This window comes from Lyngbya confervoides BDU141951 (genome assembly GCF_000817775.3).
Taxonomy (GTDB): Bacteria; Cyanobacteriota; Cyanobacteriia; order Thermosynechococcales; family Thermosynechococcaceae; genus Lyngbya; species Lyngbya confervoides.
In genome coordinates this window covers 1-15,851 of the sequence record NZ_JTHE03000053.1, presented here as the reverse complement: position 1 = coordinate 15,851, position 15,851 = coordinate 1, and the positions used below count along the sequence as shown (strand labels likewise).

Here is a 15,851-nt window from a genome sequence, read left to right as displayed (position 1 = left end):
AAATAGAGAATACAGATCGCGCTCTACTTCACCGTAATTGAGATTTTGGGGGATATGACCGGATGATCATGGGGAATGTGCGCGGCATTGCCGAGTAGGAGTTGCAGGGTGTGGGGGCCAGGAGGGAGGTTTAGAACGGCTTCAGTTTGCCCTCCTCCAAAATGCTTGATGTGCTCATTGACCTGGAGTGGCTCCGTGAGATCAGGCAGGGGTGCTTGATCAATGAGGAGATGATGGTGGCCGGTATTGCTCCGATCTACACCCGCGGGCGCAATCCCCATACCCGATAGCCCAAATTTTGCAGTAAAGGTTTGCGGCAGGGTTTCCCCATTTTTAGGCGCAATAAAATAGACCTTGGCGTCTTCTGGTGCTGGCGACAGGTCATGGGCTGCGAAGGCTGGAGTTCCCAGCAGAGCCAGACTGACCACAACGGCAGCAATTAGAGGGATGATCGAAAGCTTGGGACGCATTACTATCTTTTGAGGAGTATATACCCCTTTCATCATAGGGGAATTAAAAGTCCGCAGGGGGAGGCCCCTTTGCTTTCTCGACGATAAAGCGGCAGAGGCAAGCGAGCATGAAGGCAAGATTAGAGGGAAAGGATCTGTTAATTATTGCGGCGGAGGATTGCCCCAGTTACAAAAGGGGGGGATCTGTGGTGCGCAATTCCTATTTTTGGGCTCTAAAGGCGATCGCGGGTCATGCTCCCCGCGCAGGTCACTGGGAATACGAATCAGAGGTTTGGCTGGCGCTTCGACGCATCTTGCTGGCCTTTCAGGCTTCGGGCTACCTGGGATTGAGCGAAACCCAGCTTGAATTTAATCCCCAGACGGACCTGATTCCGGAGGTGCTGTGGGTGGTTTCCACCTGGCAAGATTAATGTTCTTCTCAGCTGAAAGCCTCCATGAGTGGTTAGGATGGCTGCAATTCCCTAAAAACTCAGCGGCCTAGTCGAGTAACGTGATTGATTGACATGGAGTTATATCGATGAAAATCCAGTTGAGGATAGGCATGGTTTTAGGTCTTCTGTTGGGGGCCTCCAGCCTGGTAGCCTGCGACCAATCCACACAGACCCTGGCGGGATCGGACCGGTCCATTCCCGAATCTAGATCTGTTCAGGGGCAAGCGCGTCTCCCCATTTATGTGGAGGATGGGAAAGCCCTGGGTGGAACCGATCCCGTTGCTTACTTTAAGGAACAACGGCCGGTGGCTGGGCGACCGGAGTTTAGTCATCAGTGGGCAGGGGAAACCTGGCTTTTTTCAACGGCGGAGAATCAATCGCTGTTTGCAGCTAATCCTGAGGCGTATGCGCCGCAGTATGGCGGCTACTGTGCCTGGGCCGTGAGTCAAGGATCAACTGCGCCCAGCGATCCAGACGCTTGGAAAATTGTGGATGGCAAGCTGTATCTGAATCTCAATCGCAGCGTTCAAAAGCGTTGGGAAAAGGATATTCCCGGCAACATTGCTAAGGCCGATGCCAATTGGCCCCAGGTGGCGTTGTAGGGGGAGGCTGTTTTCTTCCCTTGGCCCAGTCAGGGGAGGGGCAGACTGGCTCAGTTCTGGTGATTTGATTGAGATCTGGCAATGGGCCTGTCCTCTTGTCAGGAGTTGGATGGGCCAGAGTCAATGCGCTTCCAAAACTCCACAAAAAATGTAGCGTCTGCAAGGGGTTGCACCGCGTGCTCGACTTCTGCAACGATGATGCCTGGGGTTTCTGGTGTGAGAATGTGATCTTGATGGAAGGGATCAGCCATTTCATAGCGAAGCTGCCCCTGCAGGACATGAATTTTGGCCCATACCCCTCGTTTGGTGGAATGCTTGTTCCGCAAACCTGGGGGCATGGTGTGGGCATCGTACACTGGGGTTTGGCGATAGGCCCTAAATCCCTCCGGGAATTCCCTGCGATCGCAGCGCACGCAGTTAATCGCCGTTCCCTGCATCTTGCGCCGTTCCGGTTCGGAGAGAACCCAGGGCCGCGAGAAGAAGGGCGGATCGTGGCGCATATGTTGCGAATGGCCACAGTCCAAGTCGGCGACCCAGTGAGACTCCTCATCTAGATGAAAACCAGTGATCGGTCGAAGCAATGGTGGTTCCCCTGCGGTTTATTTCAGTGTGGTTTGCGGTTTGTGAGGGTGTGAGCCATGCCGCCAATGGTCAGCTGCATCCCTTGAGGGGATAGCCCTTTGCAGCCTGGATTCTCCTGGATTGTTAAGAATCATTGCCTTCAGCCTTTTGCGGCGATCGCCACAGCCCCCTCAATCCCTCATGGCGCCCATCCAATACCCATCGCTGCGTCACCACTCCCATGGCCACTCCGATCAACAACACTAACCAGAATAACCCGACCTGCAGCTCCAAGCCGCTGGGTAAATTCATCCCAAACAAACTTGCGATCGCTGTTAAGGGGAAAAATAAGGCCGCCAAGACATTTAACCGCGTCCCAATTTTAATCGACTGAGTGCCTAATCGGGCCTGCGTCTCCGCCTGGCGCGCCATATAAAAGTTCAGCGCATTTTGGGTGCTGATATAGAGTAAGGACAGCGATCGCTCAATTTCCCGAGCCCAATCCCGTACATCAATTAAATCTCGATCTTCCGGAACGGCCTCCCGCGCTGCCTGCAGCGTGGCGTGCAAATTCTTGGCCGCCAGCTCCACCGGGGCAATATCTTGCAAAAGCTGAAAATAATCATCCGCCCACTGTGCCCGATGGAGCCGTTTCGCCAGGGCCTCACTGGCCGTCTCATAACTTTTTACATGCTGCTGTAGCCCCTGAATCCCGGATATTCGATGATCCGAACGCCAACGACCCTGGGGCGATCGCCAGAAAAAGACGGGCTGGCGTCGGCCCAATGGGTCTGAACTCTGCGAGGAGCCACGCCCCTGGGTCAGCGGCAAGCAATGCAAAATCAACAGCAGATGTCCCTCCGCCGCCATTGCCCGCTGATGGCCTGCCCCCTTTAATCCAAAGCGGCGTCTAATCTCTTCCGGGAGATCCCACGTTTTTGGGACTAGCATCGTTGCGCTCGACTCAGCTCATGATGGATGCTCCCATTATGCCCGTGGGCCAGGGATCCTTGTCGCTGCGTTGCCCTGTTTGGCCTCTAGATCCCTTGGCGAGATTCCTGGGCCGGGGGGCGAGATTTTCTGAACCAAAGGCGGTATCTAGATCGGTCAGGCTTTGACTGGCTTAGACAGAGGGGGGCGACCCGGTCTGGGCAGTAGCCCAAGGGTTGCAGCCAGCGGACCTGTGGGGTTAGACGTCTGAACCCCTTAGAGTCGGGCGACGACGCGCGTTGTTAAGGCCTGAGGACATCTGTTCTCATCCAGGATTGCCAGAGAACCGCAGAGGGGAATTCGGGACCATGCTGGTGAGAACAGAAACGTTTAAAGCGGCGTAATGCTGGCGATCTTTCCACCCTGGCGCTGCACCCGTTGCATATGGGAATTCAGAGACTCATAGGGAATAATCACCGCCTTATTCACGCGACGGACCTTGGGATAACCCGGTTTATTGATCGCGGCCACTTCAACCCGAAACAGCCGACCCGATCCAAAGGCCTTAGACCCCCCAAAGGCGCTGTAGGAGGCGTCCCCCTTTGCCGCAGGCTGAAACCCGTTCCCTGAAGGTAAGGTGACAGGCGTGGCGGTATTGAAGGCTAAATCACGCACCAAGCGCGGTGCCCCGCCGACGATCTGGGCGCGATCGCTGTTGGCGTATCCACGATAAAGCTGGAGCAGCCGGGGAAATCCCACGGATCGCTGATTGACTCCCGTGGTGACCAAATCCCGATAGTAGGGCACAATGTTTTCCCCAAAGTTGGCTTGATAGTCCGCTGAATCAATGTAGGAATCAATATCGGCCTCAAACCCCTGGGTCTCATAGCGATTCATGTGTTCGCTAATTTCAGACTGATCGTAGGGCGCCCGTCCCAGTAAGTGCTTAAAGTTATGTTCAATCGTGCGGCTTTGAAAGTTGCCATGGAAAAATCTGTCCTTATACAGATTTGACTTTGCCACCTGACGCACAAACTCTTGCACCGTAATTTTGCGATCGCGCAGGAGGGACTCGGGAATGACGAGTCTATCCGCCTTCAGCAGGTGAGGGTTTCCCAAAACTTGTTGATAAACCGCTGAAATGATGGCTTCCACCTCATCTGGAGTCGCCTTGGGACGCAACTCCAAAGGTGCGGCATCCGTAAAGGCCGATGTCCCCAGACGCGAAGCCGCTGTTGTAATAGGCACCTCAATTTCTCCTTAACATCGACAGGTTATACATTTGAGTCGTTCACCCCTGGGACTTATCTGTCCCTGCCCACAGAATTACACGGCAGTGACACTCACCACCTTCCGACCCGCCCGACTTAAGCACTGTAGCTTTGTGGTCAGCTGATCATAGGACACGAGCAATTCCGTCATACTTTGGCGAACCACGGGAGCATTCGACGCTTGCGATTGCATCACTCGCAGACGATAGACATCCCCACGAGCCCCGCCCAGTCCACCGGATAGCACCCCTCCGGATGCAGCGGTAATTGAGGTGGCTGTATTGCGGGCCAGTTCTGTGGTGAGACGGGGCTGCCCTTGCTTCTGCGCCCGATCGCTGGCTGCATAGCCCCGCTGCAGATGCAGCAGTCGACTAAAGCCAATGGCTCGCTGACCCGGATGATCGAGCTGAAAATCTCGGTAGTAGGGAACGATGTTCTCCCCGAAGCTCTCCAGATATTCTTCTGAACTGAGGTAGGAGTTGATTTCAGCTTCGTATCCCTGGGATAGAAATAGATCTAGATGCTCGGAAATTTCAGACTGTTCGTAGGGCGATCGCCCCAGTAAATGCTTGAAGTTTAGCTCGATGAAGCGCACGTGAAAGTTAGGATATAAAAACTTCTCACGATAAAGCGGCGATTCTGCAAGCATGCGCACAAAATCTCGTACAGAAATTGCCCCTGAACGCAGCATGGATTCTGCTCCCCCCAAGCGATCGCTGGCAAGGATATGTTCATTGCCAAAGACCTGGCGGTATGCTGCTGCAATCACGGCTTCCACTTGTTCGGGGGGTCTTGCCGGAAGCAACTCCACGGGTGCGCTTTCTTCAAAGGGTGAAATTCCCAGTCTACTCGCCTCTTGTAAACCAGCCATATTGATTGACCCTCATAAATACTGTTCCACTCGGTAGCTTCAGGGTAATCTGTCTTCTGTCCCGTTGATTTGCCCTGGGGCTACTCTTCCTTGCCTTGAATTTCTCAAATAATCAAGGGAATGCCACGGTTGCCTTCCAAATTTTAAGGTTGCACAACCATGGCATGGCCTTATTCCCAAAAACTAGCTCACACCACTGATAATGTAGTCGATGTAGGAGTTAACTTCGAGACCCGCATCGCCAGAAATGCCGTGGTTTGCCTTGATGTACTTTAGCGCTTCCACGTACCAGGCCGGAACGAGCTCAAAGCGATTATGCATCTCTGCAAGTCCTGCCAGCAAGTATTCATCCGCAGGACCGGTGCCGCCCGCGATTAGGCAATATTGAATAATCCGCACGTAATATCCCAGATCTCGGAGACACTTGGCCTGTCCCTCTGAGGTTGAGGCATAGTTAGGCCCCTGCATTTGTTTGGTGTAGGGGAATTTTTGATACACCGCATTGGCGGCCCCCTCTGCTAGCTGGGTGGCCTTTGCACCCAGGGTTTTAGCAGCCTCTAGATCCGCCATGGCCAAACGCAAACGCCCAAAGGCCACTTGCAGCTCGGTGTTTCCTAAAAAGCGACCTTGAGAATCAGCGTTGGCCACCGCTTCTGTTAATTGGGTTTTCATGGATAAGGATATCTCCCGTCTATTGTTTTAGGTATTTCAGGTTGATGCTGAGCCCTACAGACTCTAAATAATCTGCAAATAATCTGCTCTAATTAGCTAATCGATTTAGCTAATCGATTTAGCTAATCGATGCCGCTGCGCGGTCAAAGTAGGTGGCAACTTCTGCCATGAGAGCACTGCAGTCACCGGGTTGAATATTGTTCCGGTCATTCGCAATGGCGATGGCGGCTTCCTTCATTTTTTGAACACTATTCGCCATTGAGGAGAGGGGGACCCCTAAGGCGATGTAGGTCTCTCTCAGACCATTCAGGCAGCGATCTTCTAGGACGCTAGCATCGCCTAAATAAATTGCGTAGGTGACATAGCGCAGGATGATTTCCATATCGCGCAGGCAGGCCGACACCCGACGGTTGGTGTAAGCATTGCCACCGGGGGCAATCAATTGGGGTTGCTCAGCAAATAACTCTCGAGCTGCGTTGGTGACGATGGTGGAGGCATTTCCAGTAATCCGGTTCACCACATCGGTCCGTTTGGCACCATCTTTGACCATTGCCATTAAGGCATCAATTTGACTCGCACTGACCAATTGCCCTTGCATGTCCGCCTGGGCAATCACCTTTGTATAGGCATCAAGCATTAGATTATCTCCTAAAAAATGCACACAGCTCAAAACAGCCTTGATCTTATGACCGAAGAGATAAAGAGTATCTCAGTAATGGGTCTTGAATGGGTCTTTAGTTTTTTTACACTGCAACCGGAAAGCCAAATATTAAAAATAATTGAGCTAGAAGCTACACATTTTTTGCACGAAATCCCCTTGGGCCTCCCCCCGCCCCGAACTTTTGTAAAGTTTTGTCCAGAGGGAATCATTGCCGATCCCCTTGCCCCTATATAATTACTGTTCATATATCTGTACTTCAATTTTAGGCTGGAGGTTCCTGGCACTGTGACTATCCCTTTATTAGCCTATTCGCCCACTTGCCCCAACTCGCGCGTTGATGCCTTGGGCGCTCGGGATGACGAAGCCATTATTTATTCAGCCGACGATCAATTCTCCCCCACGGAGATGGACAATTTGATCAATGCGGCCTATCGTCAGATCTTCTTCCATGCCTTTCGATGGGATCGAGAAACCATTCTGGAATCTCAGCTCCGCAATCGGCAAATTACCGTTCGAGATTTTATTCGGGGCTTACTCCTGTCCAACACCTTCATGGACAGTTTTTATAACAAGAACAGTAACTACCGGTTTGTGGAGCACTGTGTGGAGCGAGTCTTAGGACGGCGGGTCTATGGCGAGGCGGAAAAGATTGCCTGGTCTGCGATCGTGATGACCCAGGGAGTCAAGGGCTTTATCGATCAGCTTTTGGACAGTGAGGAGTACATTGAAGCCTTTGGGGAAAATATCGTTCCCTATCAACGCCGCCGCATTTTGCCCAGTCGCGTTCTGGGAGAGATGCCGTCTAATATTCGTCTCCCCCGTTACGATAGCTATCACCGGACCCAGCTTGGCTTTCCCCAGGGGATCTGGCAAGAAACTGTTCGCAGATTCCGCTCCTACGAAAATCAGCCCAAGGCAGGCGATCCTAGCTTGTTCAGGCAGATGGCCAGTCGGCTCAATCTCCGGGCCGCCTCCCCTGAGCGTCCCTCTCTATCACAACTGGATATCGAAGCCACAGTTCCCAACCGGAGCCGCTAACCCTCGATCTATTAAGCTCAGGCATTCGCCCAAGAAAATATGAGAGTCGAGGGCTGGCAGGCGTCATACTGCCAGCCCTCGTTGATGTTGACGGGGCGATCGCCTCAGCCTGGAAAACAAGGTTGAATGTCCTGCCCAAATTTGGACAAACCCAGAGGGAGGCATTGCGTGATCGCGCTAATCCACCGCGCTAATCCACCGACATCAGCACCAGCATTCGTCCGGAGGTCATCGCCTCAGCGGCACAGGAATAAATCTCCCCATCATTGAGGGCGATCGCCTCGGGCGTAATCACCCAGCAGGCATAGTGCGCCGGACCTGCATGGGTGACGCCAATGATCCAATCCTTGTAGGCCACCAGTTGAATCAGTTGCTCTGGCATGGACGGTGTCCCTTGGAATTGACACCATGATAGTATAGGCGTACTATCAATGCAAATCCATTCAGTCAAGGGCGCGAGGTTACCATGGCAACATCCCATCCGGTATCAGACAAGGAAAAGGCCCTCCAGGTGGTGCTGGGGCAACTGGAGAAGTCCTTTGGGAAGGGCGCGATTATGCGTTTGGGGGATGCTCCCCAGATGCGGGTGGAGACCATTTCCAGCGGGGCCTTGACCTTGGATCTGGCCCTAGGCGGGGGCTTGCCCAAGGGGCGCGTCATTGAAATCTACGGCCCGGAAAGTTCCGGCAAAACCACCGTGGCCCTGCATGCGATCGCCGAGGTGCAAAAGACTGGAGGGGTTGCTGCCTTTGTGGACGCAGAACATGCCCTAGATCCTGGGTATGCAGCAGCCCTGGGGGTAGACATTGACAACCTGCTGGTGGCCCAGCCCGATTCCGGGGAAACGGCCCTGGAAATTACCGATCAGCTGGTGCGGTCCAGCGCCGTGGATTTGGTGGTGATTGACTCGGTGGCGGCGCTCACTCCAAGGGCGGAACTGGAGGGAGAAATGGGGGATGCCCATGTGGGACTGCAGGCCCGCTTGATGAGTCAGGCCCTGCGAAAGATCACGGCCAACGTCAGCAAATCCCACTGCACGGTGATCTTTTTAAATCAATTGCGGCTTAAGATTGGGGTCACCTACGGGAATCCAGAGACCACGACGGGCGGGAACGCTCTGAAGTTCTATGCTTCGGTGCGGTTAGACATTCGCCGGATTCAAACCTTGAAGAAGGGCACGGATGATTTTGGGATTCGAGCCAAGGTGAAGGTGGCCAAGAATAAGGTGGCTCCGCCCTTTCGCATTGCAGAGTTTGATATTTTGTTTGGCCAGGGGATTTCGACTCTGGGCTGCTTGGTGGACATGGCGGAGGAAGCCAACATTGTGGTGCGTAAGGGAGCCTGGTACAGCTATGGGGGAGAGAATATTGGCCAAGGTCGCGACAATGCCATGGCCCATCTCCAAGAGAACCCGGATCTGCTGGCTGAGATTGAGCAACAGGTGAAGGCGCATTATCACGTTGGGGGGCCGCCCGCGCCAGAGACTCCCCAGATCGTGGATGCCTTCTCTGAGAAGCCGTGATAATATTCGAGCCAGTCTCAACTTTCTAATGCTATGCTCCGTTCAATTCTCGGCTCGATTCTGGTTCTGGCAACTCCTGGGATGTTGGTGTTGCCAGCCCCTGCTCAACCTCTGATGGAAAAAATTGCCGAGACTGGGGTTTTGGTGGGAGGGACTAGCAAGGATGCCTTTCCCTACGCCTATCGCAATGAGGAGGGGGAGCTGGTGGGCTATTCCGTGGACATGATGCAGCAAGTTCGTCAGGTGTTAGAGACACAGTTGCAGCGACCGGTTCAGCTGCGGTTAGTCCCCCTGGCCTCGGATCAGCGGATCCCTAAGCTTGAAGCGGGCAAGGTGGATTTGGTTTGTGATGCCAGCAGCTTTACCTGGGATCGAGATCAGCGGATCGATTTTTCTGTGAGCTATGGCATTACGGGAACCCGTCTGCTCGTGCCTGCAAACTCTGTCCTTTCAAATCCTGAGTCCCTGGCAGGGAAGCGGATTGGAGCCTTGCCTAAAACCACCAATGAAGCGGCTGTCCGGAGGCTGCAGCCCGAAGCCAAGTTGGTTCTCATGCGCGATCGCGCCAGTGGGTATCAGGCGGTGGCCCAGGGTGAAATTGATGCCTTTGCGGATGACGGCATCTTGCTGGAGTCGTGGTTGCAACGACAACCCGATCCCTCACAGTTTAGGATTGCCAGCTATCCCTATTCCAAGGAGGGGATTGCCTGTATGCTTCCCGAAAACCATTCGGATTTCCAAGACTCGGTGAATCTTGCCCTGGTGCGCTACATGCAGGGATTTCTTGAGCAAAAGCCAGAATATCAGGCCGTCTTTGATCGCTGGTTTGGCCCTGAGGGAGCGGCGCCCATGACGCGGGACCTGCGGAATTTATCGGTGGAGACCATGCAGCTCATTCTGGATTTCAAGGAGGAACTGCCAGAGGCGGATCTTTAGCGCTGAGGCGGGACGCCCTGGGCGGTGGCTGCAGGGTTAGGGCGGGGGAGAGATGTCTAGGAGGGCAAGGATGGACTGGGGTTAGGCGCTGAGGATGGGGGCGCTGAGTACAGGTTTGCGGCTTGCTGGATCTCCTGGAGGACCCACGCTTGAAACGGAGGCGGTCCCATGACCTTCACACCTGGACCTAAGCCCAAGACCCAGGCTTTTAAGGTGACATCTTCAAAGCACCAGGCTGGCAGTTTGACCTGGAGACGAAAGGGATGCTGGGGGTCTTGAGCCCTGGGTAATTTGTACAGTTTTTTGAGGTCGGGATGGCCATGGAGGTCCCGCTGTTCAGGTCGACTCATGGCCACTTGAGCGCGGGGAAACTGCTGGGTGGCTTCACTGATGAAGCGAAACAACGCTGGGGTCACCCGCAGCTTGAGGGTCCCCATGTGCTGGAGACGCTGCCGGGGGGTGGCCTGGAGGAAGGCCTCCTGCTGGGCGGGATCTTGTCCAAAGTAAATGCCAAAACTATGTTGACAAAGGGTTTCCAGATGTTTGAGGGCCTGCCGCTGCTGCTGTTGACTCCAGGGGGGGGCGGTTTCCTTGGGGGGAGTGCGGTAGAGGCGATCCAGGCGTTCAAAGCAAAAGAGTCCTTTGCGGGGGCCACTGGCGACCTGATAGCCCAGATACCAGGCAATGTTGTGGAACAAGATTTGAATGGGCCACACTGTTTCCTGGAGGGGGCGATCGCCGTGGAGCGCTGCGCCCTTTCGATAGGCCAGCCCAATTAGACATCGGTGCCGGATATCGGCTTCCAGGGCTTGGGACTGGGCGGGTGTACTCAGGGCCTCTCCACTGAGCAGATCCACATTCACGATGCTGCCGCGTTCGATGGCCCGCACTGGGTAATGCTGCTGCAGATCAAATTGAGCCCAGCGCAGTCTGGTTTCAAAGCGCTCCACCAGGGCTCTAGAGAGGACATCATCTAGCCCGTCCACCTGTTTTTGGGCCAGTTCGTAGAGGGCTTGCAGATCGCTACGATCTAGAATTCCTGTGCCCAGAAAGTATCCCTTCCGTAGCGGTTGGGGCGGAAACAGGCCATAGGGTTTCAAGATGCGTTCAATGTCTTTCCGCAGCATGGGAAGGGGGTTGCCGGGGACCAGGCCTGCGGCCTGGAGTTGATGGGCCAGGATGGCGATTTGTCCGGGGGGGGTGGGGACCCGGTCTTGCTCTGCTTGTCGGGCGGGTTCTTGGGAGAGGGGCGATTGCAGGATGTAGCGAATGGTGTTGAGCAAACGCTCGAAGGCGTCGCGATCGCTGTAGGGATGGCACCGGATTGGGTGGGTTGGGGGGGCAGGCGGCAGCTGGAGGGGGCGGTTTGGGACTGGGCTTCCTAAGAATCCGTTGGCTTCTAACCACTGGAGATCCTGGGCCAGGTGCGTGGGGTCGGCGTAGAGGGCACCGTGTTGGGCTGCCATCACGGCGGCAATTTCCTCTAGGGGCTCCAGGAAGGCAGGCAGATGCTGGGTTTGAAGGAGACACATCAGCCGCTGCGGATCCTGGGTGGCCAGTTGCCCCAGGCCAGGGGCGTGACTCAACAGCTGAATCAGGTGCATGAGGCGATCGAAGTCCAGCAATTGTGAGTAGCCGTGGCGCTGAAAATGAGCATAGCGGTTCTGCTGGTTTCGTTGCCGGGTCTCCAGGTTGTCCAGTTCACGCTGGAGAACTTGCGGCAGGTTAGTCTCTAGATGGGGATGCAGTGCAAGGACGCTTTGATATCCTTCTGCGGGAAGTACGGGGAACTGATGCAGGGTTTGATAAAAGGTCTGGATGATTGGGTTGGGCACTTGGCGTTGACGCTGCTGGTTCCACTCCAGACACATTGCCAGGGGGGTTTGCAGGACCCAGGCGATCCAGGGGAGATCTGGGAAGTTTAGCTTTTGGATCAGGTCCATGCGCCAGGATCGTTTGACGTTGGTGGCGTCATAAATGACGGGCTGTCCATGCTTAAGGGCGATCTGAATGTGCTGTAGGACGCTGGCTTCCAGGGGTTCCCAGGGACCTTGAATTTCTTCATTGCCAAACAGATCGCGGCGCAGGTCGTCGGTATTCACCACAATGGCCTCTGGAAGGCAATGCTTGAGGTGTTGGGCAACGGTGGTTTTTCCGCTGGCGGGCGGTCCCACCAGCATGTGACAGGTTGGATGCATGGGGGCAACTTTCAGGGGTCGGCTTTCAGGAGTCGGCAGGTTGGCTCGCCGGGGGAGTGGGGATGGGTTTTAAGATAGCTGGCAGTTGCGATAAATCCTGGTATTGGTGGGCGGTTTTCTTCAGCTTTTGGCTGGTGGATCCTGGCAGGCCAATGACCTGTACCTGGGTTTTTTGCTGTTTAACCCGCCGCACGGCGCAAACGAAGTCGCCATCTCCACTGAACAGGACTATTTTAGCGGCTGAGGCCGCAGTTGCGTACATATCCAGGGCAATTTCTACGTCTAGATTCGCTTTCCACGATCCGTCCGCGCGCGCAATGACGGGTTTGGTGATCAGGGTACAGCCGGCTGTGCGAAGGCTGCGATACAGCGATCGCTGGCCGATGTTTTTGGGGTCGACGCCGGCATAAAACCGGATCTGGGCCTGGGGATATTCGGTGTGGAGGTAGGTCAGCAGGGCTGGGTAGTCGATTTTGTATCCCAGGCCTTTGGCGCTGTGGTAGAGATTCGATCCGTCGATCAGGACCACCGTTTGATCCTTGGGGAGCGGGGGGGTGGCATTGATCGCGGTGGCGGGAGGCGGTGGGGCGAGGGTCTGCGAGGAGAGGGTGTCCTGGAAGGTGGTGACGCTCTGCTGCAGGGTTTGGGTGAGGGTTTGTAGCTGGCTGTACAGGTGGGTGAACTGCTGCTGTTGGGCGGGCAGGTGGCTCAGCTCCAGGGCTTTTTGCTGGCGTTGCAGTCGATGGATTTGCTGAATGATGGGCGTGGTGTGTTGCCGGATTAAGGGGGTGGGTTCAGCGGCAGGCTTGGTGTTCTGGAGGGTTTTAAGCTGCTGCTGCATCAGGAGGATCTGGGCGTAGATCTGCTCTGTGCTTTGGGTCTGCTGGCGCAGGGTTTTGCGGAGTTCGGTGTTGTTACTGCGCCGCTGGGTTTGGGTCAGGAGCAGGGTGATCCCCAGCGGTACGGCGGTCAGAGTGGTTTGCTGGAAGAGAACGCCAGCGATCGCGGAGAGGATGGCTCCGGTGATGACGTTTTTTTCGGTGAGGTGGGCAGAGAGTTTGGATTGGGGGGTCAGGCTGGTCATGGGCACGCCTCGGTCTCATCAACAAATTCAGCTTATCGAGGCTGCGATCGCAGATCTTTTTTTTGGTGCGAATGACCAACGGGAGGGGGCTGAGGGCGGGTGATTTTGGGTGGGGGTCTCAGGGGGGATGAGGGGGCGATCGTATTGTTTCCAATTAAATGAGTCCTCCAGCAAGTGGGGAGTTGCTACGTGATGCCCCACACCACGGTCATGTAACATGAGTTTCCAATCAAATGAGTTCCCCAGCGAGTGGGGAGTTGCAATAAGCTCAGCATTTTTATACCAGTCTAATCCTGGTTTCCAATCAAATGAGTTCCCCAGCGAGTGGGGAGATTTCTGGCTAGCTAGGCCCCGCACGGAGGCATCAAAGTTTCCAATCAAATGAGTTCCCCAGCGAGTGGGGAGTTTGCTGATTATTTCCTGCCCCAGCTTCCTGGCGATCGTTTCCAATCAAATGAGTTCCCCAGCGAGTGGGGAGGTGGGATTTGGTAAGTCCGTTGCCAAGGCATCCCGGTTTCCAATCAAATGAGTTCCCCAGCGAGTGGGGAGGACTAATCAATATTTAAGAGAAGTTGAGGTTTGATTGTTTCCAATCAAATGAGTTCCCCAGCGAGTGGGGAGCTCGAAGAGCAACAGCTCATTATCCGGTCCGGGGGGTATCAGGCGTTTCCAATCAAATGAGTTCCCCAGCGAGTGGGGAGGCATGAGTTCAGTGAAATCGTTCACCGACCCCGATTTGAGGTAGTTTCCAATCAAATGAGTTCCCCAGCGAGTGGGGAGCGGGTTTGGGGTTTAGCAGCCACTCTAGGGCCGCATCCTTGTTTCCAATCAAATGAGTTCCCCAGCGAGTGGGGAGCGCCTCGTTTCGGCTCATCTGTTCTAAAAAGATGAGCGTTTCCAATCAAATGAGTTCCCCAGCGAGTGGGGAGAGGATCAAATAGCGACGGTTACAAGGAGTTAAAGGCGAGTTTCCAATCAAATGAGTTCCCCAGCGAGTGGGGAGCATCGTCGTCCCGACCGTGGAGGGTTAGCTCTGTGGTAGAGTTTCCAATCAAATGAGTTCCCCAGCGAGTGGGGAGCAAGCGATCGCGCAGATGTTGCCGCCTTCTGTCGTAGTTTCCAATCAAATGAGTTCCCCAGCGAGTGGGGAGAAATAGAGGTAGAAATACAAACCTCCGGTCCATAGCCCTGTTTCCAATCAAATGAGTTCCCCAGCGAGTGGGGAGGGAATGCGATCGCCTTAAGCAGGTGGGGAATCATCCGCGTTTCCAATCAAATGAGTTCCCCAGCGAGTGGGGAGAATACCAAAACGGGGGCCGTGATGTCGGCTCCATCTTCGAGTTTCCAATCAAATGAGTTCCCCAGCGAGTGGGGAGTAGACAAACTTCTGCGGATTGATTACATCGTAGAAGGTTTCCAATCAAATGAGTTCCCCAGCGAGTGGGGAGTCGCTATTACTGGATGCAACCCCCTACTTTGAGTTGTCGTTTCCAATCAAATGAGTTCCCCAGCGAGTGGGGAGTTTATCGAGGTGACCTACGTCGGTGACGAGGTATGGAGTGTGTTTCCAATCAAATGAGTTCCCCAGCGAGTGGGGAGCTACCCCTATTAAAACCCATAGCAGGTAAGACTTTCAAGCCACGTTTGCGAACGCTCCCAAAAATCACACCCATTAACCCTTCCCAAACTCCCTTTCATGACCCAAAACCCAATCCAGCCAAGGTATCGAGCGCTTAAACGATCACAGAACCCGGCATCTTCACCAGGGGTATTCCCCCCCAAACATCAACACCACCGAGCGTATGCTTCGAAAGCGGATAAAACCGCACCGAATCCTCTGCTAAGTTTACCCGCTTGCGTAACCGACTTTGTAGCTCCGTATATTTTCTCTCAGACAAAATGCATTCAAAGACGCTGTACTGTGCCCGTTGTCCATACCCTTCCAGTAAATCCGAAACCTTTTTCCGACGGCGATCGCAAGGAATATCGTAGGTGATCACGTAGAGTAACATGGCGGTCCATTTATCGAATGGTATAAGGTTCATATCCCAAACTGGGGTCATAGACAAATTGCTTAAAAGCCTTGACCTGACGATTTAAAGTATCCCAGCGAGGCTCAGGATCCGCATCAGAGGTTTGGATCACCTGTTCCATCCGCTGAACAAAAGCATTCAAGAAAATTCGCCGCCCGGAAGTATTCAAAAAACACCCCCCATCCCGGTTTTCAAAATCCCTGGAGGCCTCCACCATCCGATTATTCACCAACTGCAAAACCAGCGAATCGACGACCGCAGCCCGAAACTCCTCCACCAAATCCGACGCCAGTGCAGGGTGGCGATCAGAACTTTGATGTAAGCAGCCGAAGTAGGGGTCTAATCCCTGAACCTCAATCAGAGAAAGGATATGATTCCAAACCACCTGATAGCCAAAACTCAACATGGCATTGACCGGGTTTCCGGGGGGACGACGCGATCGCCCCGCAAACTGAAAATCTGGATGTCGCAGACAATCGCCAAAAGCTTCAAAATATAGCGCTACGAGTAAACGTTAGGATGATTATTAAAAGCTGCATCAACACAGTCTCTAAACGTATCAAACTCGTCC

Annotated in this window: 16 protein-coding genes, 1 pseudogene and 1 CRISPR repeat array; of the genes and pseudogenes, 5 read left to right on the top strand and 12 right to left on the bottom strand. The window is 54.2% G+C overall.

Annotation, left to right across the window (positions count from 1 at the left end; genetic code table 11):
- Positions 1-23 precede the first annotated feature (23 nt).
- Positions 24-470 carry a DUF4399 domain-containing protein gene (locus QQ91_RS09400; protein ID WP_166281883.1) on the bottom strand — a complete coding sequence of 149 codons (447 nt, stop codon included), beginning with the start codon at positions 468-470 and terminating at the stop codon, positions 24-26.
- A 107-nt stretch (positions 471-577) separates the two neighbouring features.
- Between QQ91_RS09400 and QQ91_RS09395 the strand changes: the two genes are divergently transcribed.
- Entirely contained in the window at positions 578-880 is a 303-nt protein-coding gene (locus QQ91_RS09395) for a hypothetical protein (RefSeq protein ID WP_166281837.1), read from the top strand.
- Between the two features lie 131 nt (positions 881-1,011).
- Positions 1,012-1,503 (top strand): YHS domain-containing (seleno)protein, encoded by a 492-nt coding sequence (locus QQ91_RS09390; protein ID WP_236096141.1) that lies wholly within the window; start codon positions 1,012-1,014, stop codon positions 1,501-1,503.
- Positions 1,504-1,601: 98 nt separating this feature from the next.
- Here QQ91_RS09390 and QQ91_RS09385 read toward each other — a convergent pair whose 3' ends face one another.
- From QQ91_RS09385 to cpcB, 6 genes are all read right to left on the bottom strand, one after another.
- The gene (locus QQ91_RS09385) at positions 1,602-2,084 is read right to left on the bottom strand and encodes a DUF3565 domain-containing protein (RefSeq protein WP_166281833.1); all 483 of its coding nucleotides are present in this window, start codon (positions 2,082-2,084) and stop codon (positions 1,602-1,604) included.
- A gap of 124 nt (positions 2,085-2,208) precedes the next feature.
- The gene (locus QQ91_RS09380) at positions 2,209-3,015 is read right to left on the bottom strand and encodes a CorA family divalent cation transporter (RefSeq protein WP_166281831.1); all 807 of its coding nucleotides are present in this window, start codon (positions 3,013-3,015) and stop codon (positions 2,209-2,211) included.
- Positions 3,016-3,384: 369 nt separating this feature from the next.
- Positions 3,385-4,242: a phycobilisome linker polypeptide gene (locus QQ91_RS09375; protein ID WP_166281829.1), complete on the bottom strand. Its 858-nt coding sequence runs from the start codon at positions 4,240-4,242 to the stop codon at positions 3,385-3,387.
- Positions 4,243-4,320: 78 nt separating this feature from the next.
- Positions 4,321-5,136: a phycobilisome rod-core linker polypeptide gene (locus tag QQ91_RS09370; protein ID WP_166281827.1), complete on the bottom strand. Its 816-nt coding sequence runs from the start codon at positions 5,134-5,136 to the stop codon at positions 4,321-4,323.
- Between the two features lie 183 nt (positions 5,137-5,319).
- Positions 5,320-5,808, bottom strand: coding sequence for a bilin-binding protein (locus QQ91_RS09365; RefSeq protein WP_166281825.1), 489 nt, complete (start codon positions 5,806-5,808; stop codon positions 5,320-5,322).
- A gap of 118 nt (positions 5,809-5,926) precedes the next feature.
- Positions 5,927-6,445, bottom strand: a complete 519-nt coding sequence (gene cpcB / locus QQ91_RS09360; RefSeq protein WP_166281823.1) for a C-phycocyanin subunit beta — start codon at positions 6,443-6,445, stop codon at positions 5,927-5,929.
- 309 nt (positions 6,446-6,754) lie between these two features.
- On the opposite strand from cpcB, the gene QQ91_RS09355 reads away from it, so the two are divergent.
- Entirely contained in the window at positions 6,755-7,507 is a 753-nt protein-coding gene (locus QQ91_RS09355) for a phycobilisome rod-core linker polypeptide (RefSeq protein ID WP_166281821.1), read from the top strand.
- Positions 7,508-7,697: 190 nt separating this feature from the next.
- Here the strand turns inward: QQ91_RS09355 and QQ91_RS09350 are convergent, their stop codons facing one another.
- Positions 7,698-7,889 carry a hypothetical protein gene (locus QQ91_RS09350; protein WP_166281819.1) on the bottom strand — a complete coding sequence of 64 codons (192 nt, stop codon included), beginning with the start codon at positions 7,887-7,889 and terminating at the stop codon, positions 7,698-7,700.
- Between the two features lie 84 nt (positions 7,890-7,973).
- Here QQ91_RS09350 and recA point away from each other — a divergent pair, with 84 nt between their 5' ends.
- Together recA and QQ91_RS09340 are read left to right on the top strand one after the other, a co-directional pair.
- Positions 7,974-9,029: a recombinase RecA gene (gene recA, locus QQ91_RS09345; protein ID WP_166281817.1), complete on the top strand. Its 1,056-nt coding sequence runs from the start codon at positions 7,974-7,976 to the stop codon at positions 9,027-9,029.
- A gap of 33 nt (positions 9,030-9,062) precedes the next feature.
- The gene (locus QQ91_RS09340; RefSeq protein ID WP_166281815.1) at positions 9,063-9,965 is read left to right on the top strand and encodes an amino acid ABC transporter substrate-binding protein; all 903 of its coding nucleotides are present in this window, start codon (positions 9,063-9,065) and stop codon (positions 9,963-9,965) included.
- A 56-nt stretch (positions 9,966-10,021) separates the two neighbouring features.
- Here the strand turns inward: QQ91_RS09340 and QQ91_RS09335 are convergent, their stop codons facing one another.
- From QQ91_RS09335 to cas1, 4 genes and pseudogenes are all read right to left on the bottom strand, one after another.
- A complete protein-coding gene (locus tag QQ91_RS09335; RefSeq protein ID WP_166281813.1) occupies positions 10,022-12,163 on the bottom strand; it encodes an AAA family ATPase in 2,142 nt (713 codons plus the stop codon).
- A gap of 25 nt (positions 12,164-12,188) precedes the next feature.
- Positions 12,189-13,247, bottom strand: a complete 1,059-nt coding sequence (locus tag QQ91_RS09330; protein ID WP_166281811.1) for a LabA-like NYN domain-containing protein — start codon at positions 13,245-13,247, stop codon at positions 12,189-12,191.
- 146 nt (positions 13,248-13,393) lie between these two features.
- A CRISPR array of direct repeats spans positions 13,394-14,846; the repeat unit is 36 nt; unit sequence GTTTCCAATCAAATGAGTTCCCCAGCGAGTGGGGAG.
- A 134-nt stretch (positions 14,847-14,980) separates the two neighbouring features.
- Positions 14,981-15,259: a CRISPR-associated endonuclease Cas2, Ssr7093 family gene (gene cas2 / locus QQ91_RS09325; RefSeq protein WP_166281809.1), complete on the bottom strand. Its 279-nt coding sequence runs from the start codon at positions 15,257-15,259 to the stop codon at positions 14,981-14,983.
- A 10-nt stretch (positions 15,260-15,269) separates the two neighbouring features.
- Positions 15,270-15,782 (bottom strand): annotated as a pseudogene (gene cas1 / locus QQ91_RS09320) (CRISPR-associated endonuclease Cas1); the annotation flags it as partial.
- Positions 15,783-15,851 lie beyond the last annotated feature (69 nt).